General features: G+C 62.2%; 18 protein-coding genes and 1 pseudogene. 10 read left to right on the plus strand and 9 right to left on the minus strand.

The window, feature by feature from the left end; translation table 11 throughout:
- Positions 1–185: 185 nt before the first annotated feature.
- The gene (locus B0G77_RS42040) at positions 186–1,187 is read right to left on the minus strand and encodes an AraC family transcriptional regulator (RefSeq protein WP_133667763.1); all 1,002 of its coding nucleotides are present in this window, start codon (positions 1,185–1,187) and stop codon (positions 186–188) included.
- 333 nt (positions 1,188–1,520) lie between these two features.
- On the opposite strand from B0G77_RS42040, the gene B0G77_RS42045 reads away from it, so the two are divergent.
- The 7 genes from B0G77_RS42045 (at position 1,521) to B0G77_RS42075 (ending at position 7,710) form a co-directional block, all read left to right on the plus strand.
- Positions 1,521–2,576, plus strand: coding sequence for a 3-keto-5-aminohexanoate cleavage protein (locus tag B0G77_RS42045; RefSeq protein WP_133667764.1), 1,056 nt, complete (start codon positions 1,521–1,523; stop codon positions 2,574–2,576).
- 153 nt (positions 2,577–2,729) lie between these two features.
- Positions 2,730–4,049: an MFS transporter gene (locus tag B0G77_RS42050; RefSeq protein ID WP_133667765.1), complete on the plus strand. Its 1,320-nt coding sequence runs from the start codon at positions 2,730–2,732 to the stop codon at positions 4,047–4,049.
- 162 nt (positions 4,050–4,211) lie between these two features.
- Positions 4,212–5,192 (plus strand): quinone oxidoreductase, encoded by a 981-nt coding sequence (locus tag B0G77_RS42055; RefSeq protein ID WP_133667766.1) that lies wholly within the window; start codon positions 4,212–4,214, stop codon positions 5,190–5,192.
- Between the two features lie 10 nt (positions 5,193–5,202).
- Positions 5,203–6,051 (plus strand): TauD/TfdA family dioxygenase, encoded by an 849-nt coding sequence (locus tag B0G77_RS42060; protein WP_133667767.1) that lies wholly within the window; start codon positions 5,203–5,205, stop codon positions 6,049–6,051.
- An 18-nt stretch (positions 6,052–6,069) separates the two neighbouring features.
- Positions 6,070–6,630 (plus strand): alpha/beta hydrolase, encoded by a 561-nt coding sequence (locus B0G77_RS42065; RefSeq protein WP_133667768.1) that lies wholly within the window; start codon positions 6,070–6,072, stop codon positions 6,628–6,630.
- On the plus strand, positions 6,617–7,342 hold the full coding sequence (locus B0G77_RS42070) for a DsbA family oxidoreductase (protein ID WP_243751524.1): 726 nt from the start codon (positions 6,617–6,619) through the stop codon (positions 7,340–7,342). Before B0G77_RS42065 ends, B0G77_RS42070 begins: the two co-directional genes overlap by 14 nt.
- Before the next feature lie 2 nt (positions 7,343–7,344).
- A complete protein-coding gene (locus tag B0G77_RS42075; RefSeq protein ID WP_133667769.1) occupies positions 7,345–7,710 on the plus strand; it encodes a Rieske 2Fe-2S domain-containing protein in 366 nt (121 codons plus the stop codon).
- An 11-nt stretch (positions 7,711–7,721) separates the two neighbouring features.
- Here the strand turns inward: B0G77_RS42075 and B0G77_RS42080 are convergent.
- A pseudogene (locus B0G77_RS42080) lies at positions 7,722–7,850 on the minus strand (IS6 family transposase); the annotation flags it as partial.
- 408 nt (positions 7,851–8,258) lie between these two features.
- Here B0G77_RS42080 and B0G77_RS42085 point away from each other — a divergent pair.
- The gene (locus B0G77_RS42085; protein WP_133667770.1) at positions 8,259–9,113 is read left to right on the plus strand and encodes a DUF1989 domain-containing protein; all 855 of its coding nucleotides are present in this window, start codon (positions 8,259–8,261) and stop codon (positions 9,111–9,113) included.
- Positions 9,114–9,531: 418 nt separating this feature from the next.
- Positions 9,532–10,020 (plus strand): hypothetical protein, encoded by a 489-nt coding sequence (locus B0G77_RS42090; protein ID WP_133667771.1) that lies wholly within the window; start codon positions 9,532–9,534, stop codon positions 10,018–10,020.
- Between the two features lie 285 nt (positions 10,021–10,305).
- On the opposite strand, the gene B0G77_RS42095 is transcribed toward B0G77_RS42090, so the two are convergent.
- The 4 genes from B0G77_RS42095 to B0G77_RS42110 all read right to left on the minus strand — a co-directional run bounded on the left by B0G77_RS42095 (position 10,306) and on the right by B0G77_RS42110 (position 13,710).
- On the minus strand, positions 10,306–11,196 hold the full coding sequence (locus tag B0G77_RS42095; RefSeq protein ID WP_133667772.1) for a LytTR family DNA-binding domain-containing protein: 891 nt from the start codon (positions 11,194–11,196) through the stop codon (positions 10,306–10,308).
- Positions 11,193–12,332 (minus strand): histidine kinase, encoded by a 1,140-nt coding sequence (locus B0G77_RS42100; RefSeq protein ID WP_133667773.1) that lies wholly within the window; start codon positions 12,330–12,332, stop codon positions 11,193–11,195. Before B0G77_RS42100 ends, B0G77_RS42095 begins: the two co-directional genes overlap by 4 nt.
- Positions 12,320–12,697, minus strand: coding sequence for a DUF2306 domain-containing protein (locus B0G77_RS42105; protein ID WP_133667774.1), 378 nt, complete (start codon positions 12,695–12,697; stop codon positions 12,320–12,322). The genes B0G77_RS42100 and B0G77_RS42105 overlap by 13 nt, the downstream gene beginning before the upstream one ends.
- A gap of 383 nt (positions 12,698–13,080) precedes the next feature.
- Entirely contained in the window at positions 13,081–13,710 is a 630-nt protein-coding gene (locus B0G77_RS42110) for a DUF1326 domain-containing protein (protein WP_133667775.1), read from the minus strand.
- Positions 13,711–14,267: 557 nt separating this feature from the next.
- Between B0G77_RS42110 and B0G77_RS42115 the strand changes: the two genes are divergently transcribed.
- Complete coding sequence (locus B0G77_RS42115; RefSeq protein WP_133667776.1) at positions 14,268–15,014, plus strand: carbonic anhydrase family protein; 747 nt, start codon at positions 14,268–14,270, stop codon at positions 15,012–15,014.
- 828 nt (positions 15,015–15,842) lie between these two features.
- Here B0G77_RS42115 and B0G77_RS42120 read toward each other — a convergent pair.
- The 3 genes from B0G77_RS42120 to B0G77_RS42130 are packed head-to-tail and all read right to left on the minus strand — an operon-like array spanning position 15,843 to position 19,862.
- Positions 15,843–18,491, minus strand: coding sequence for an ABC transporter permease (locus B0G77_RS42120; RefSeq protein ID WP_133667777.1), 2,649 nt, complete (start codon positions 18,489–18,491; stop codon positions 15,843–15,845).
- On the minus strand, positions 18,488–19,207 hold the full coding sequence (locus B0G77_RS42125; protein ID WP_133667778.1) for an ATP-binding cassette domain-containing protein: 720 nt from the start codon (positions 19,205–19,207) through the stop codon (positions 18,488–18,490). The genes B0G77_RS42120 and B0G77_RS42125 overlap by 4 nt, the downstream gene beginning before the upstream one ends.
- Complete coding sequence (locus B0G77_RS42130) at positions 19,200–19,862, minus strand: ABC transporter ATP-binding protein (RefSeq protein WP_133667779.1); 663 nt, start codon at positions 19,860–19,862, stop codon at positions 19,200–19,202. Before B0G77_RS42130 ends, B0G77_RS42125 begins: the two co-directional genes overlap by 8 nt.
- Position 19,863: the final 1 nt, after the last annotated feature.

Here is a 19,863-nt window from a genome sequence, read left to right on the forward strand (position 1 = left end):
TGACTGGGTCGTGCCATTGGCATGCCTTGCAATCCTCCCAGGAGTCTGACATGGGCGCGAACGCAGTACGGGGGACGACGTGGGCCGCCGGGAGAGAAAGCCCCTGCAAAAAGAAATCCGCCTCGCGATTGGCACACTTCGGGTCGCGGGTGGCGGCAAGCGGAACGGCAGGAGCCGGCACGCAATCATTTCGTGTGACGAACTCGCCACTCACGAGGTGTCATTTGAAAGCGAGAGGCAAACCAGGCCGTGAACGATCCCTGTTGGGTATAGCCCAATAACGCAGCGACCCGTCCAATGGGATAACCAGGGTTGCTCATGTATCGCTCGGCCAGATCATGGCGCACGTCCTCTACAAGATCGCTGAAGCTGGTGTTCACCGATTTGAGTTGACGCTGCATGGTGCGCACACTTAGCCCCAAATGACGGGCTACTGGCTCGACCGTGGCCTGCTCGAGCGGGAGCAGCAGGTAGATCGCCTGGCGTACGTCAAGTGCTATCGAATCGGTCTTCGAGGCATTGTGCGGATTGATCAGGCTTTCGGCATAACGCACCAGTTCAGGGTCGGCGCCTGGATTCGGGTAGTCCAGATCCGCTGCGGCGCAAACCACTCCATTGAAATCACTGCCGAAGGTCAGTGGACAGCCGAAAAAGCGTCGATGAAAGGTCAGGTCCTTAGGTGCCTGGTGCGTGAAATGGACGCCCCACGGATTCCAGTGTGCCCCCAACAGTGCGCTCGAATGTCGCGTCAGCACGCCAATAGCCAGTTCGATCGCCTGAGTGGTGGGCGTGCCGGGTTCAACCACGATTTCTTCCCGAATGGTCACCGTATCGCCCGTCGTTTCGACGTAGACAGCCAGCGCTTCGTTGAGCAGGTGTCGATACTGCGCGGCCGCAAACAGTACCTCGCGCAAGGTGCGCTTGTGTGCAAGCAACACGTTGACCACGCCAGTACCGAACTGCTGGCGTGTCTCTGCCATCCGCAGCCCCAGGGTTGGACACTTTGCCTTTTGTGCCGTCAGTTCCAGCAAGCGGCAGGCGGCGGAGACGGGAACGTGGTCGTCGGGGTTGGCGAGCGCTGCGGCATCGAGTCCCACCAGCTGGACAAGCTCGAACGGGTTCAGTCCGAGTCGTCTTGTCACGTCAAAGTAGCCACTCATGGACGCCGACCTCAGCATTGTTTGCATCAGGTATCTCCGCTCGCTAACTCACACACGATCTATGCTGAAAATCGTAAGTGATCTCCTGCGTCTGCCTGATCGAATTGAGATCTCGACAAACCATGTTCGTAGGCACTTCAGGAACACGTGGCAGGCACCTCGACATGACGCTCACGGGCATATGTCGAGGTCGGTGTTAACACTTACTGGCGCGAAATCATAAAACGGTGGCGCGTAAAAAGAAAAGTGTAGCGCCTCGTTCCCGTATTGTGTGACTCCATCGTGTTCAATATTTCCCGTGGTCCTGACGCGAATCCGCGTGACCGATGGGAAGGTCATCAATCACCTCTGGAGGATGAGATGCAATTTCTCGACGATTCGCTGCACCCTGAGAATCAGGACAAAGTCGTCATCACCGCCGCACCGTATGGCCCGGAATGGATGCCGGAAGACTTCCCGGAAGACATTCCCGTGACGATGGAAGAACAGATCCAGAAGGCCGTCGACTGCTACAACGCGGGCGCGACGGTCCTGCATCTGCACGTGCGTGAACTGGACGGCAAGGGCTCGAAGCGCCTGTCGAAGTTCAATGAACTGATCGCTGGCGTGCGTGCCGCAGTGCCTGACATGATCATTCAGGTGGGCGGTTCGATCTCGTTCGCGCCGGAAGACGAAGGGCAGGCTGCAAAATGGCTGTCGGACGATACGCGCCACATGCTGGCCGACCTCGATCCGAAGCCGGACCAGGTGACGGTGGCGATCAACACCACGCAGATGAATATCATGGAGTTGCTCTATCCCGAGTATCTGGAAGGCACTTCCCTCGCACACCCGGCGTATCAGGCCGCCTACAGCGAGATGACCGTACCGGCTGGTCCGGCGTGGGTAGAGGAGCACCTGCGCCGCCTGCAGGCCGCGAACGTTCAGCCGCACTTCCAGCTCACGGGCATTCATGCGCTGGAGACGCTCGATCGTCTCGTGCGCAAGGGCGCGTACAAGGGGCCGTTGAACCTGACGTGGATTGGCATCGGCGGTGGCTTTGATGGTCCGAATCCGTTCAACTTCTTTAACTTCGTGCACCGTGCGCCGGATGGCTGCACGATGACGGCGGAGTCGCTGCTGAAGAACGTGTTGCCGTTCAACATGATGGCGATGGCGATGGGCCTGCACCCGCGCTGCGGTATCGAGGATACGATTGTCGATCAGCACGGTAAACGGATGACCTCGGTGCAGCAGATCGAACAGTGCGTGCGCGTGGCACACGAGTTGGGTCGTGAGATCGCCACCGGCAAGGAGGCGCGCAAGATCTATCGTATCGACGTGCAGTACGAGACGATCGACGAGACGCTCGCCGCCAACGGCATGGCGCCGAATCGTGCGACGGGTGTCAGAAACCTGCCGTTGCGCGCGGCGTAACACACTGATGCCCGACATCCGGGTGGCGTTGCCACACGGTGTCGGGCGACGGAACCGGTTACCTCGGTGTAGGGTAACAGACAAAAAATAGACGGCCGCATAGCCCATTTCGGCAAAGCGGACCGCACGGCGCTAGGCGCCAAGGAGATGATCATGCTTATGCAGCATGCCGAGCCCACCACGGGCGAAGTTTTGGCCGCGAAATCGGATGTGCGGCCGTACGCATGGGTGGTTTTTGCACTGACCGTCGGTCTGCTGCTTTCCGACTACATGTCGCGGCAGGTTCTGAATGCCGTATTTCCGTTTCTCAAGGCCGCGTGGAGTCTCTCCGATACGCGCCTCGGCTCGCTCAGCAGCGTCGTTGCGCTTATGGTCGGTGTGCTCACCTTTCCGCTGTCCGTACTTGCGGACCGTTGGGGCCGGGTCAAGAGCATCACGCTGATGGCGGTGATGTGGAGTCTTGCGACGCTGGCATGCGCCATCTCCACCAACTATGGCGAGATGTTGCTCGCGCGCGCTTTCGTCGGTATTGGCGAGGCGGCTTACGGCAGCGTTGGCATTGCCGTGGTACTGAGCATCTTCCCGGTGCGGCTGCGCGCGACGCTCACAGGCGCCTTCATGGCGGGTGGGGCATTCGGTTCGGTGCTGGGCATGGCGCTCGGTGGCGCCGTCGCGACGACCCTCGGCTGGCGCTGGTCGTTCGCCGCCATGGCCTGTCTGGGTTTCTCGCTGGTTGTCCTCTACCGCTTCGTCGTGACGGAAGAAAGGCTCGCTTCGCTGCAACCCGCGGGCGTCGGACGCTCGACCAGCCTTGGCGTGCGCATGAGCTTGCGTGCGGTGATGAAGGGGCTGTTCTCCACCCGGTCCGTCGTGTGCGCCTATGTGGGCAGCGGTATCCATCTGCTCGTCCCGGCGGCCGTGTGGGCGTGGATGCCGAGCTTCCTGAACCGCTATTACGGCATGGCGCCTGGCAAGGCGGCCATGTGTGCGGCCTTGTTCGTGCTGGTGACTGGCCTTGGCATGATCGTCTGCGGGAACCTCGCCGATCGTCTCAACCGGAAGGTGCCCCAACGAAAGTGGCTCACGGCGATTGCGTTCTGTCTGGCGTGCTTCGTCTTGATGGGACTGGCGTTTCGTCTGCCGGTGGGCCCGTTGCAACTCGTGCTGATTGGTGTTGGCATGTTCTTCAGCGCTGGCGCCACGGGCCCCTCGGGTGCCGTGGTGGCCAATCTCACGCCGCCGTCGATTCATGCGTCGGCATTCGCGACGCTGACGTTGGCGAACAACCTGCTGGGTCTCGCACCCGCCGCTGTGCTGACGGGAATCATCGCCGATCGCATCGGCCTGCTTGGTGCGATGCAGATCGTGCCTCTGGCGCCCCTCATTGCAACCATCGCGTTTTTCGTCGGCTGGCGCAACTATGCCCGCGACCTCGAACGCGTCAACGCATTGCGGGAACAGGCCGCACCGTAACACGGCCAGTCGCCGGCTCGAGCCCCGCGTCAGTACGCAGACGTGCAACGCGGGGCGCCCTCGAGCCACTGCCCCCCGTCATTGTCGTCGGCTGACGGGATCTGATATTCCTGGGGCAGACGAGGCTTTTTTGTAATTGAGTAATCAACTGGAGAATGAACCATGGCGAAAGCTGTTCGCTTCCATGAAACCGGTGGTCCGGAGGTCTTGCGTTATGAGAGCGTCGAAGTAGGGGAGCCCGGTCCTGGGCAGGTCCGCTTGCGCCATGAGGCTGTCGGCCTGAACTTCGCCGACACATACTTCCGCACCGGTCTGTATCCGGTGCCGCTGCCTTCCGGCATGGGTGTCGAGGCCGCGGGTGTGGTCGAAGCCATCGGTCCCGACGTGACCAGCGTTGCCGTAGGCGACCGCGTCACGTACACCGGCTTTGTGAACACACTCGGCGCCTATAGCACCGAACGCCTGATCCCGGCAGCGCCGCTCATCAAGTTGCCGGACGGCATCTCATGCGAGACGGCCGCTGGCATGACGATGCGCGGCCTGACCTCGGCCTATCTGATGCGCCGCGTGTACGACTACAAGCCAGGCGACACGATCCTGCTGCACGCGGCCGCCGGAGGCGTCGGACTGATCGTGTCGCAATGGGCGAAGCTGCTTGGTCTGACCGTCATCGGGACCGTATCGAACGAGTCCAAGGGCGAAGTCGCGCGCGCGCACGGCTGCGATCACATCATCTACTACGGGCGTGAGGATGTGGCCAAACGCGTTCGCGAGTTGACCGATGGCGTCGGCGTGAACGTGGTGCTCGACAGCGTCGGCAAGGATACCTTCGAGGCGTCGCTCGACTCCGTCAAGCGACGCGGCCTCGTCGTCTGTGTCGGCACGGCGTCCGGCCCGATCCCTCCATTCAATCCGCAGTTGCTGGCCATGAAGGGTTCGGTGTACCTGACGCGTCCGGCGCTGGCCGACTACATTGCGGACCCGGCCGAGAAGGCCGATCTGGCCGGTGAAATTTTCGGGCACGTCGCAGCAGGCGGGATCCGGATCGAGATCAACCAGCGCTATGCGCTCGAGGATGCGGCACAAGCGCATCGCGATCTCGAAGCTCGCAAGACGACGGGCTCGTCTGTCTTCGTCATCTGAGGGGCACGCCATGCGTATTGAACAAGTCACCTACGCGATCGGCGCTGAAATTACTGGCGTCAATCTCGCGGATGCGATCCATGACGACGGCCTGTTCGGCGAAATCCGCTCCGCGCTGCTCAAGCACCGTGTGCTGTTCCTGCGCGATCAGAACATCACGCGATCGGAGCACGTCACTTTCGCGCGGCGCTTTGGCGAACTCGAAGATCACCCCGTCGCAGGCAGCGATCCGGAGTATCCAGGTCTCGTGCGAATCTACAAGACACCCGACCAGCCCAACGACCGCTACGAAAACGCGTGGCACGCGGACGCCACCTGGCGCGAAGCGCCACAATTCGGTGCCGTGCTGCGATGTGTCGAATGTCCGCCGGTAGGCGGCGACACAATGTGGGCCAACATGGTCCTCGCGTACGAGAACCTGCCCGAGCACGTCAAGAACCAGATTGCGGACCTGCGCGCGCGCCACAGTATCGAGGCCAGTTTCGGCGCGGTCATGCCGATCGAGAAGCGGCTCGCGCTCAAGGCGCAGTTTCCTGATGCGGAACATCCGGTCGTGCGCACGCACCCCGAGACGGGCGAGAAGGTGCTGTTCGTCAATGCGTTCACAACGCACTTCACGAACTACCACACACCGGAACGGGTGCGCTTCGGCCAGGATGCGAACCCTGGCGCGTCCGACCTGCTGCGCTATCTCGTCAGCCAGGCGAGCATCCCGGAGTACCAGGTGCGTTGGCGCTGGCAGCCCAACAGCATTGCTATCTGGGATAACCGCAGCACGCAGCATTACGCCGTGATGGACTATCCGCCTTGCCATCGCAAGATGGAGCGCGCGGGCATTATCGGCGACAAGCCGTACTGATCTGAATGGATGAACTGCATGACGCTAGACACGAAACCTGTTGTTCTTATCGTGCCCGGTCTGCGCGATCATGTCGCTGAACACTGGCAGACGTTGCTCGAGCAGAAGTTACCGAAGGCGGTGTCGGTGCCGCCGCTCGAACACGACAAGCTCAGTTGTGCCGCTCGCGTTGCCGCGCTGGACGAAGCCCTCGCGAAGATCGCCGGTCCGGTGATTCTCGTCGCACACAGCGCGGGTGTGATGATTACGGTGCACTGGGCGCAACGACACAACCGGCCGATTCAAGGTGCGCTGCTCGCTACGCCTGCCGATTTGGAGCAGCCGCTGCCGGACGGCTACCCCACGCACGAGGTGCTGGCCGCGAACGGTTGGTTGCCATGTCCGCGTCTGCCGTTGCCGTTCCCGAGCATAGTCGGGGCGAGCCGCAACGATCCGCTCGCGCAGTTTGACCGTGTTGCGGCGATGGCCGCCGATTGGGGCAGCCGCCTCGTCGACCTTGGCGAAGTTGGGCACCTGAACCCCGCAGCGGGTTATGGCCCATGGCCGCAGGCGGAGACGTTGATCAGTGAACTTGGATGATTTGGAGCGGGGCGCTGCCGCTGGCGAACCTCGCGGGTTGACGGTCGAAGTCTATTTCGATTTCATTTGCCCGTGGTGCCTGATTGGGAAACGCAATCTGGAGGCGGCTATCCGTCAGCTTGCCGAAGTGCGGCCGGATGTGCGCGTCGAAGTATCGTGGATATCTCACCAGCTTCTTCCCGATACACCCGCGAGCGGTATTCCTTACCAGTCGTTTTATGTTGCTCGCCTTGGCAGTCCCGAGGCCGTCGCCGCGCGCCGTGCCCAGGTGCAACGCGCCGGCGACGCCGCCGGCGTCAGGTTTGCATTCGACCGGATCGAACTGCTGCCCAATACAACCGGTGCGCACAGACTCTTCGCCTGGGCGCGCGCGCAGGGCATTGCCGCCGGGCAGGCCGCGGTTGTCGAGCGACTGTTTGCGGCCTACTTCGTGCATGGAGAGAACATCTCCGATCCGGGTGTGCTCGCGCAGATCGGTGCCGAATGCGGTCTGGATCGCGATGCGTGGCTTCTGCACCTGCGGGAGCAGCCGGATGGGAGTCGCCTGCCCGAGCGGCGCTCGCTCGAGGCTCAACGCGGTGTGGACGGCGTTCCGTACTTCGTGTTCAACGGCAGATTCTCACTGTCGGGGGCGCAATCTTCTGAGGCGATGTTGCACGCGATCATGTGTGCCCTCAGAGAGTCAGTGACGAAAATGGCGAAGGAATACTAGACATGACACGTTGCCTGCAAGCGGGCTCAATTGATGAGCTCGCGCCCGGCCAGCGCAAGCTGGTGTTCGCGGATGGCCGCAGCATCGCACTGTTCAATATCGACGGCACGGTCAGTGCCATCGACAACTCATGTCCGCACAACGGAGCTTCGCTCGCGAACGGTCAGCTGGAGGGGACGGTGCTGCATTGCCCGGCACACGGTTTGCGTTTCGATGTAACAACTGGCGGCATGCCGGGATCAGGCGGATTGCGCCTGAGGACTTTCCCGGTCCGGGTGGTTGCAAACCGGTTGGAGGTCGTTCTTGACGAAGCGCTGTCGGAGCGATGCGAGGGGATGGCATGCAGTCAGGAAAATAGCGGGGAATAGAAGACGGAAGGTTTGCCACAGCGGAACCTTTTGAACCCCGGCATTGGTCGCGTTCGTCGCTTGATCGTTTCGAGCGCGGCGCGATTGGTGCCGCTTTTGTCGATGGTCACCGTATCGGGCTCGCCATTCCGGGCGATCGATTCGTAGCTTTTCAACAGATAAATTCCCATTACATATATGCCTCTTCGACTGGTTCATGGCGGCATTGGGTGATGTCCGATTCCAGGCCAAAAAGTGCACGATGTTTTTCGTGCTGATCCGCGGCCATCCAGTCGGAACCGGGAGGGGAAACCTGTCAGGCATACCGCACCAACGATTCACCTCGCCTCCGCAGTTCTGCAGGGGCCACCAGCAGTTGCGCGCGTTCTTGATCGATATGAATGTTCGGGATCCAAGCTACAAATTTTGCACCCGAACATATTTTGCTCCATGGCACGCGTTGTTCGACTATCTTTGATTCATTTCACCCGACATCGAACACCGCCGCCCGTTTGTCACCGCTTGACCGGGTGCGGACTGCACGTTAGTCTCATCTAGGAGCATTCAACATGTTGAACTACCCTGCCGCCTATCAATCCACCAAGGGTTCCGCACTCGACGTCGATAAGGCGTTCTATCAACGCGTCGCTTCACAGCACGACACCCGCACGCTGGTCGAATCGATCGTCGTGCCGATCCGCTCGGGTCAGGCGTGGACCGTGCCGGCCGGCCATGTGTTTCGCATCGTGACGATCGAAGGGCCGCAGGTGGCGGACCTCAATATGTGGAGCCTGCACAACCCGCGCGAGCGCATGTGGGCCTCGCGCACGCGCCAGTTGCAGCAGGCGCATGTGAGCACGTTCGACCGTCTGTGGTCGACGCTACCGTTCCTGCGCCCGATGGTGACGATCACGGATGACAGCCTGGCCGACTACGGCGTCGACGAGCATGGTGGCCGTGTCCACGACCTGCTCGGTACGCGGTGCGATCCCTATGTAAACCGGATGCTGACCGGCGAAGATTTCCATTTCCATTGCCACTCCAACCTCACACGCGCGATCGCTCCGTACGGATTGACCGAATACGACGTCCATGATGTGCTCAACGTCTTCCAGTGCACCGGCCTGAATCTCGAAGACAAATATTTCATGAAAGCGTGCCCAGCAAAGAAGGGGGACTACCTCGAATTCTTTGCCGAGATCGACTTGCTGTGCGCGCTGTCGACCTGTCCGGGCGGCGATCTCTCGTTGCCGATGTGGGGGCCGGACGCACGCGATCCGCTGGAGGTGTGCCGACCACTCGGCATCGAGATATACCGGCTTGCACCGCAGATGCTGGATGGATGGGCGTCGCCACCCGTCGCCGCGTACAAGGGGCAGCATGGCATGACACTGCAGCAGCCACAATGGAAGTGCAGCTGTTGATGATCGATCGACCATGCCTGCGCGGCCGATGGCCACCCGCATTGGGTGGCCACTGATCTTCCGGGTCGACAGAAAGCGGATCGTTCGTGCCAGTCCTGCGCAAAAACTCGATCAACGCAGGCGCGGCACGCTTTTCTCGAAATGTTCCAGCCTCTCCTACTGCGCGTCTGGGGATTTAGCCTATAACAGATCCAGTGGGATCTTCGCCTCACTGACAGCGACACTGATAAGGAACCGTACGATGTAGTAAAGCTCGCATGGCCCATAGCCATTAAACCGCAAGCACGAGCGACGCTTCCTCGAAAGCGGACTCGGCAATGGAAGGGCGAGGGTGTCTCGACACCACCCGAAGATTGCTATCTTGCGGCGCGCGTCCAGGCGGGAAGTCTCATGCATATCGAATCAATCTGAGAACACGATGCTGAGGATCTGCAAGACCTGTCATGCCATCCAGAAGAAGACCACCAGCGGCAAGTGCAACCAGCGCGGTTGCGTTGGAAAACTCGAGAAGGCCTGGAAGTGCAGCGTTTGCGACAGGGTGCAGGAATCGACCGTCTTCAACAAGTGCCGCGAGCGCGGCTGCAAGGGCGTGCTGCAGAGGTTGAAGGACGAAATTGCCCACGGGAGCGCTCCGCCGAGGGACGTCATGCCGTCATCGCACGTCTACATGGGCACGGCATCCGAGGCCAGATCCCTCGTGGTGGAAAAGGAAGAGCGGAAAAGCAGCGAGTCGAGAAGTAGCGAGCCGATCGGCAACATTCATGACAGGCTCAACCTGGCCGATCTCGACCGAGATTCGAGCGACTGGCAGGTGCTGGTCATCCGTCTGGATGACGACAGGCAGACCTGGTACCGGGATCTCCTGACAAAATGGCATACGGACCTCGAGCACGATCCCATGGCCTGATGGCGGCTCGCAGGCGCCTGTCGCGATTCGCTTGACCAAGGGCGTGCCCGCGCGAGGCGCGACGCAACGCGAGGGCAAGTCTGGCGGTCCCGCATCGTGCCGCGAGCCCACACAAGCCCGCTGTCTTGCACAAGATGCAGAGATATGCGTGTACTGCTCACGGTGCTCGCAGTTCGGCCGCGGTATGACGCGTACTGCGCGCGCACATCACGTTTGATTCCCGATCTCCACTGAAGCGCAAGCGCCATGTGCGTACTCAACACGTCACCGTCAACGCTTGCCGCTTCACATCTGCCGGAACAGATGGGCGTATTGTTTGCTAACCGTAACCGCGCCACTGTGGCCGCGCAGCTTGAGTGACATTGTCCCTAGTGCGCTGACGGATGCGCTTTCCACCTGGTCGACATTCACCACAGTGCTTCGGTGCACCTGCCAGAAGCGCGCCGGGTCTAGTTGCACGCACAGTTCCTTGAGGCTCGTGCGAATCAGCAGTTCTCCAGTGCGCGTCGTGATCACGACATACTTGTCGGCAGCCTCGAAGTACAACACCTCTTCCACCGGCACGATCCTGATGTCACGTCCGCTGGATGCGCGCAGATAGCGTAGCGGCGCATTGCGTCCCGTGTCCTGCGTGCGGTTCCCTAGTTGGACGCCGCGCGTGATCTGCTCCAACTGACCGAGCAGGCGTTGCAGATCCGCCTGCACCTGCGCGCCGGGCGCCCCATCCGTTGGCGCACGGGCAAGCTGTACCCGTAACCGGTCGACCGTGCGCGCGAGCCGCGCGGCATCGACAGGCTTCAGAAGATAGTCGATGGCGGCGGCGTCAAACGCGTCCAGCGCGTACTCGTCGTACGCGGTCACGAACACGATCTGCGGCGGAGCCGCGAGATTCGCGCACGCGCGCGCAACATCGAGACCGGTCGCGCCCGGCATCGAGATGTCGAGGAACGCAACGTCCGGTTGCAATGCGCCAATTTGCTCGATGGCAGCGTGGCCGTTGCCGACCGTCGCGACGATCTGCAACTCAGGCCACGCCGCTGCCAGCTCCCGCTGAAGCGCGGCAGCAATCGGCGGTTCGTCCTCGGCGATCAGCGCAGTGGGAGCGCGAGACACCTCCGGCGAACGAAACTTGCCGTCGTTATGCTGTGCCGCGGTGCGTGGCTGTCGGATCTTCATGCGCTCCCAACCCCTTCCAGTCGATGAGCATCGTCCGCCGGTAGCAGGACTCTCGCAACAATACCGTGCGGTGCGTTCTCTATGAGGGTCAGCGAAGCGCGCTCGCCATAGAGCGCGACAAGCCGGTCCCGCACGTTTGCGAGTCCGATGCCTGTGCCGTGCGTACCCGGCGTGGCACCGAAGCCGGGGCCCGTGTCGGTGACGGTGAGTTCGACGTCCTGTTCGCCGCGCTTTGCCCGCACCTCGATCCGTCCGCCTGCCACCGCGGCCTGGATACCATGCTTCAGTGCGTTTTCGACGAGAGGTTGCAGCAGCATCGGCGGCACCGCCAGATTTGTGCAATCGACCGGAAGATCGAGCGAATACGCGAGTCTCGGGCCAAGGCGCATCGCGTGCACGGCAAGCATCGAGTCCAGCACCGCAAACTGAACCGACAGGGTCTCGCTTTCGGTTCTCGACGCTTCCAGCGTTGCCCGCAAAAACCGGTTGAGACTCACGAGCAGTGCGCGTGCGCGCTGCGGATCGGACACGATCAAGCTATCGAGGGTCGCCAGCGTGTTGAAGAGAAAGTGCGGCTCAATCTGCGCCTGCAATGCCTGTAGACGGGCACGCAGCGCGGTTTTTTCGGCGGCTTCCTGCAGCCACGCAGTGCGAGCCACCTGCTCGCTCAGACCGGCGATCCGGGCTCGCGACCAGCCATACCAGGTCACCAGCAGCGTCGCGACCAGCGCGATCCAGCCAGTCGTAGCAATTTCTTTGGTGGCGAACGTCTTGCCGATGTCGAGGCCGAGCAGCGCGCTCGCAACGACCCGCCCAATCGCGGCGCCTGCGATGATGGCGACGACCATCACGATGGCAAGCCTGGGCGCAGTGAGCGCGTTCCTGCGCTGAAGATGAAAGCGGCCGACGTGGAGCAGCAGCATGATCGACAGCCCGATCGCCTCGCTGAAGACAAGGTTTTCTCCGAGGCTTTTGCCGATGCCGACTGCGGTAAGGCCAGCCGCAATCAATGCGTTGCCAATGACGACGAGCACGGCCTCGCGGGCAAACTCGGCCAGCAGTTGTTTCGCCGGGACAGGCAGTCCGGCGGACGCATCGGGAAATCTGACGTTGCTGCCAGGAATCATGCGATCCATCCCGTCACGACGATATTCAGCAAACGGTGCGGCGTAGCCACTGCGGCGATACCGGCCAGGACGAGGCCGATGAACGATCCGCGCATGGCGAGTTGGTGACCGTGAACGTTGCCTTGCCGGATAGCCCAGATCGCTCGCCCGAGGCTTACAAACGTCAGTAACGACAGCCCGTGCACCCAGGAAAAATGCCCCGGATTCAATTCCCGGATGTCGAACGAACTGAGCGTAGTGGCGAACATCGCCGCCACCCAGAGACGGCCGAGCCACTTGTGCCGCGGGGTTCCCTTGTCGGTCAGAAGCACGGCCGTTCCCAGTATGACAGAAAGGGTTGCAGCGGCTATATGCACGGCGATAGCGGTAGACATGCTGGCCCCCTGGCAGGATGAGCGGACTCGATGGCTGGAGTCTGTCCGGAGGCCGGATTGTTTTCGAGGAGCATGCGACGAACCGTGCGAATTCTGTCGCGAGAGGTGTTTGGCGTGGCGCGAGCGGATGAGTCGGCAGGGGCTTTATCTGCGGTATTCGTATTCGCTGGCGTTTCATGCCGGAAGTTCACACTGCCGAGATCTGTCCTTCACGGCTCCAAGCAAGGTCCTACGCGATCTATTGGCATCTCCTGCCATCTGTTGCTCCTTGTGGGACTGACTGCCGACATCGCGACCCCATGATCCGACGCTCAGTGGCCGGCTGCGCTTCCAGCGGCGTGTTTCTCGCCACAGCCATAGTTCCCCAATGGACAGCTTCGAAATCAGCCGGCGAGGCCTGTTGGCGTGTGCTCCACCTGAGCCAGCGAGCTGTGGGTGCCGGCGTGGTTGAACTTTATCGCGCCGGTCCCCTTTAAGGTCACGGTCTGGGCAACTTCCATCTCCCGGTATTCAAACCCATTCGGAAGTTGTACTACGACCCGCTGCTCTTCGCTGGTGGCGGGCACGATGAGCGGTGCGGACTCGGTATCCAGAATGCCCGGCACAATCACGTGCGCTTTGCGACGAGCCTTGTCAAACTCGAACGTGATGGGAACAAACTGCGGGTCGAGGAAGGTCGTGACGATCGATGCCAGAATCTCGAAGAAGGTACCACCGTGTTGTCCGCCAAGAATCTGCAGAAGCGCGTCGCGCTGTTCCGGGGTGGCGCGCTCATCGATCAGCGGCTGCATCGTGCCGTTACCCTCGTGCAGCGCGCCGGGCCAGTGGTAGGTAGCGGCCCAGATGAGACCTTCCAGGCGGACGTCGCCGAAATAGCCCTCAGTGATACGCATGCCCGCCATCCCCTCGCAGCCCTTGTCTGGATAGGGCACGCCCATCGTGTCGCAGGGGCAGGTAGCGATGCAATTGCAGCTCTTGAGATAGTCCCCCTTCATTTTCCATGCCGTAGTCATGATCTTTTCCTCCCAAAGGGACACGCAGTCGTACACGGGGGATCGTTGGCGGAGCCGGGGGCATCCCGTTCCCGGAAACAGATGGGCGCATCTTTGTGGCGGACGGTGCTGTCTACGTGTCGCTTATAGTGTAGGCGATGAAGTCAGTTGCCCAGCAAGCCACGAACGAACTTCATCAAGAGGCCGCTTCCCAAAAGGCAAACCTTGGGGCGGATAAAAGTCTCACCGTTCCGGCGACAGAGCTTTCACTTCGCGTGCCGGCCATGCTGCTGTAATTACTACTTCTGTTAATTCACCGGGTGGCAACTCGGAGAATAGATCCGTCACTACCAGCGACGCGCGAAGATGCCCCCTCGCGCTTCACAATAGGCCGATCGGAGGCACTCCGGGTAGGCAGGTCTCTGCGCGGCCATAAGCGGTCCCTGACCGTTACATTTCGCTTGAACGCTGTCAGCGATCGTCTATATTCGGCTAATTAACCTTGCGACCGACCGGTTCGGCCAGGACCCGGCTTGATGAATTGGATAGATGTCAATTGTCAAATAGGTAGCCAAATCATGTGCGACATAGATGAATATCCCCGACACTATGGCGGCTCAGGTCGCCGGAATTTTCTCAAGCTGGCCAGTACCGCGACGGTGCTCGGGCTTGTCGGTGGTGGGCTCTTCTCAGGGCCGACACACGCCGATGCGTTGACCAAGGCACAGCGCGACAGCATGACGCCAGAGCAGATCATCGAGGCAATGAAGCGGGGGAACGCGCGCTTCCAGAGGGGCGAGAGGAAACCACGCAATTACCTGAACGAGCAGAGGGCGAGCGCCAGTGGGCAGTACCCCGCAGCCGTGCTGCTTAGTTGTATCGACTCGCGCGCGCCAGCTGAAGTGATCATGGACCTCGGTATCGGTGATATCTTCAATTGCCGTGTCGCGGGCAACGTCGAAAACAACGACATTCTTGGCAGCATGGAGTTCGCATGCAAACTGGCTGGGGCAAAGGTCGTCCTGGTGATGGGTCACACAAAGTGTGGCGCCGTCAAGGGTGCGATCGCCAACGCTGAACTAGGCAATCTCACCGGACTATTGGCCAGGATCAAACCCGCGGTGGAGGCTACGACCTACACAGGTGATCGTTCCGCGACGAACTACGATTTCGTGGACGCCGTGGCACGCAAGAACGTCGAGCTGACAGTGGCGGACATTCGCAGGGATAGCCCGGTGCTCGCAGAACTGGAAACCCAAAGCAGGATCAAGATTACCGGTGCAATGTACAACATTGGAACGGGCGCGGTGGAATTCTTCGGCTGATCAGCAGGCCCGGACCGTTCGTCCGATGTCCGTTTTCAGGAAAAACGGATGACAGCTCAGGGTCGTGTCCTGCCGATCGCCAACAGACAGACCCAGCCGTCGGCGGGCGTTCAGACTGCAATCTCCTTTCCATGCAGACAAAAAAATGGACCCGGACGTACTGTCGGGCCCTATAAGGGATGGCTGTCGCCTCGGGCCAATTGGGCACCGAAATGCCTTGTTGACCGTGCGACGCTGACCATCCACGTGGACGTGAGAAGCGAACGCGCTGCGCCTGCCATCACGTCCAGGGCGGTCCGCACATAAGCGCGGCTGCGGAGACGGGTCAACCTGCGACCCGCGTGAGCGGAAATGGCATCAGGGCGTTCGATGAACTCAGGATAGGCTTGTATTCTTAGCGCAAGCTTAACCCGCAACAGGCGGCGCTGATGGAGCGCTGAGGTGACCGCGAGTCTGCTTACGGCCAATTTAAACGTCCCGGTCCAAATGACGAGACGGCGGGCGCACGACGGCCATCGGCCTGACGTTCTGACGCTCGCAGTTATTGGCAGACACGGCGATAACGCCTATGTGGCATCCCCGCACACAACGCTTCGTCGCGTCAGGTTATACACAGAATTTGTTCACAAGGCTGTGGATAACCTGGTACGCGGACGCCGACTGGCTGAAGCGTCGGCGGTTTCTGGGACGCATTGCGCGTCATGCAACCAAAGTTGCATCCGACGCAACCGCGGCGCCGGGCCCGCCAGGCCCCGTCGCTCAACCGATCGCAGCGAGTCGAGACAGACAGATACCCATGGTGCTCGACCACGCGACAAAATGAGTCCGCTATCCGCTTCGTAACGCTTCGAGGTCGGGCTTCGTCGACAGCGCATGTACGAGGCCGACCGCAACCGTTCCGCACGCCACACCGGTGACGGCGGTCAACGTCAGATAAACCCACGGTACCGAAAGCGTTTCGGGCGGCGGGTCAAACACACCGGCCAGTATCGCGACCAGCGCGCCCGCAATGCCTGCGCCCGTGCCGAGTCCCATCACTGCGCCGCTGACGATGACAAACAATCCCTCACTCCATAGAAAGCCTCCCAGTTGCGCCGGGCGCGCGCCAAGCGCGGACAGGATCGTGAAGCTGCGCCGCCGCTCTGCCAGGCCGAGGCCCAGCACCAGGCCGGTCGCGCCGGCGATCATCAGCACCGAAAACGCCAGTTCGAGAACCGTGATGCCGGCCAGGTCGATCGCGGTCAGGCTCGAGCTGACGAAGGCGTGAATCTCGCCAAGCGTCGTGATCTTGAGCTCCGGCGTCGCGGCAGTCATGTCACGCGCCGCGCGAGCGACGCCGTCCACATCTGCGGGCGCGCGGACCAGCACCACTTCGGCGGCGTCGGAACCCGTGTGCCGTGCAACATACGACGCGTTCGCAACGAGAAACGAGTCCTTCGGTGCAGTCGGAAATTCGCGAGCGACGCCGACGAAACGAAACGTGACCGCATGGTACCGGTGATCGACGACGTTCTGCAGCCGCAGGTTCAACTGGTCGCCAGGCTTGAGCTGGTAGTCGGTGACGGTCTCCTCGGACACCAGAATGCCATCGGGCGTGTGCGCCAGCTGCTCCAGCGTCTTCGCTGCATCGTGATTCGCGAAATACGTATCCGAAAGCGTTGTCGCCCGGCTGATCCGCAACGGATCGATACCAAGCAGATCCTGCAGGTCCGCACCGACGTAGGCATAGCGATGCATCAGCGGCTCGGCATCGGCCACGCCGCGGATCGCCCGCAACCGCGAGAGGAGCGCGGCCGCAGGCCGTACCGTGGTGCCCGTCACGGTCACGTCGGCGCCGTTGGTCAGCTCCGCGTCGACTCGGGACTGCGCGTTGTACGTGGTATTGAAGATCGCCGTCGACGCCGCGAACGCGAAAGCCAGCGAGACTAGCGCCACGCCTTTGGCAATGCGGTCACGCTGGCGTGACAGAGAGGCCGCGATCAACGGCGCCAGGTCGTGCGCGAACGGTGCCACCACCGCCCTGACGCCAGGCTTCGCGCGACCCAGTACGAGCCGAACAAGCCGGAGCCACAGCAGACCGGAGCCGACCCACAGGCATAACGGCCCGATAAATGCCTCGTAGCGGATCGACGTCTGCGGCACGCCCTCGGGCGCAAGCACCAGTTGGTAGCCTGGACCGCTAATGCTGCGAAACACGACGATGCCGATCGCCAGCAGCGCGACATCCAGGTAGAGGCGCTGCCACCGGGGTGCCGCGCGTGGGCCGCTGACGGCTCGCGCCTCCAGTACTGTCGAGCCGGTCGCGTGGCGCCATGCCGGCAACAGGAAGGCCGCAACTGCCGCCGCGAAACCGAGCAGCGCGGCGCCTGCAAACCATGGCATGACGAGTCGCGGGTCAGTCGCTCGCCACCCTGCAGCTGCAAACGCGGCGGCAAGTGCAAGGCCCGCTATCACGCCCATGACGCCCATCACAGCCGCCTCCAGCCACGCAAGCCGCAATATCTGCAAAATCGACGCACCGCGGATGCGGAGCAGCGCCTGCTCTCGAAGCCGGCGCTGCGATCCAGCGTCTGCTACAGCCAATGTCACGAGCAATGCCAGTGCCACGCCGGGGACACCCAGGAGGAGGAACAGCATCTTTGCGTAGAGCGCGTCGGCTCGTACGGCGTCGAGTCGGGCTGCGAGGTTGTTCGCGACTGTGGCTCGCCCTGCCGCACGCACCTCAAAGTTGTTGGCGGTTCTCTGCGCGTCGATGAACGCGGTGTCGGGATCCGCCGCCATGTGCCCGTGCGAGATCCGTACGTGCAGTTGTGTTGCTGCAGTGTCGGGACGCGCCACGCGCTGCGGATCGAATACGCGATGCCAGAGATCGCCCGGCATGACCAGCACGTTGTCCGGCGGCGCCTGAGGCGCAAGACCTTTCGGCGTGCCGATTGCCTGGAACATCGCGTCCTCGTTGGGCAATGCGACGATGCCGGAGACCCTGACGTCAACCGGCGGCGCAGCGACCCGCGTAATCGTGATCGTATCGCCCGGCGACACGTGCAGATTGGCCGCTGTCTGTGCCAGGACCAGCACGCCGTCCGGCGAGCCGAGCAGCAAGCGGATCTGCGCGGGGAATCGAGCTGCGTAGCCCGGCTCCACCCCGAGCGCCTTGCCAGGACCGGTAGTCTGCGTGGTCCCGCCAGCTGTCGCCGTGAACCCTGAGGTGTCCGCGTATTGCACCACCTGCAGTGCCGACCAGGGCGTGGCGGCCGCCACGGCTGGAATCAGCGCCGACGCATCCGCGCCCGGCGCCAGCAGGACTTGCCAGTCGACCGGTAGGCTGGCAGTGGCATTGCGCGCCATGCGCTCCGATGACGATACAACAAACGCCCCGAGCGTCCCCAGCAGGCCGACAGTCAACGCCAGACCGCTGACCGTGCCGGCCACCCGGCCCGCCTGTCCGGCGAAGATCGCCCTGAGCCAGAGCATCATCGCCGCACCTTGACTGACGCGTTCGGGTCGGATCCCGGGGCTGCCGGCCCGCAGTCGGTGTCCGGCGTGCGCAGGCGTCCGTGCTCGATGTGCCACGTGAGACTCATACGCTGTGCAATCGATGGGTCGTGGGTGGCGAGGACCATGGCTGTACCGGTTCCCTCGACCGCCGCAAGTAATGCATCGACTGTCTCCTGCGCGGTCCGCTGGTCCAGCTGTCCAGTCGGCTCGTCGGCGAGAACGAGCTTCGGTTGCAGGACAATCGCACGGGCGACCGCAATCCGTTGTGCCTGGCCGCCCGACAATTCGTCCGGATATTTGCCAGCGACGGTGCCGAGTCCGACCGCATGCAGCGCCCGCATGGCGGTGCGGCGAGGGGATGACATTCTGCCGGTGAGCCGCAGCAGAAGCTCGACATTCTCCACGGCGCTCAACGCCGGGAGCAGGCTCGGCGCCTGGAACACGATGCCGATACATGCCGGGCGCAGCGTTCCCGGGAGTCCCAGTGCCGGCCACGTGAGCTCACCGCTGCTCGGCCGGTCGAGATCGGCAATCAGATGCAGTAGTGTCGACTTGCCGCTGCCGGATGGCCCGACGATCGCAATCCGGTCACCGCCTCGCACGGCGAACGAAGCCGGCTGAAGCGCATCGACCCGGACGTTGCCGTGCTGGAAGCGCCGCGTGACATCGATGCCACGGACCAAGACATCAGGCATGGGCAACCCTCCCATCCCGCAGTCTTATGATGCGATCGGCGCAAGAGCTGATGCCGGGGCTGTGGGTCGCGATGAGGACCGCGGTGCCAGCGTCGCACTCCCGCCGCAAAAGTTCGAGTATGCGGGCTTCCGTGCCTGCATCGACTTCGCCGGTCGGTTCGTCTGCCAGCAACACCTTCGGTCTGGCGGCGAGCGCGACGGCGAGTCCGGCGCGTGCAAGCTCGCCCCCGGACAGCTGCCCCGGTCGCGCGTCGCGGCGCTCCGTGAGCCCGACATGGAACAGCAGTTCCGCAATTCGAACGGGGTCGATACAGCGGGCCAGCCGCATCGGCAGCAGGATGTTCTCGGCAACGGTGAGCGTCGAAAAAAGGTTGCCGCACTGCAGCAGCATGCCGACGGCCTCGGCCCGAATGCGCGCCCGGTCAACTTCCGGCTGCCGCGTGAGACGCTTGCCGAGCACCTCGACATGTCCGCCGTCCGGCTCATCGAGCCCGGCGAGGCAGGCCAGCAGTGTCGACTTGCCGCTCCCGGACGGCCCCGTGACGGCGACCAGTTCGCCGGCCTCCAGCGCGAGACTGACACCGCGCAAAGCGAGCGTCTCGAATTCTCGCGTGTGGAAGAACCGGTACAGGTCCGAAGCGATGAGGATCGCCATG

This window comes from Paraburkholderia sp. BL10I2N1 (genome assembly GCF_004361815.1).
GTDB lineage: Bacteria > Pseudomonadota > Gammaproteobacteria > Burkholderiales > Burkholderiaceae > Paraburkholderia.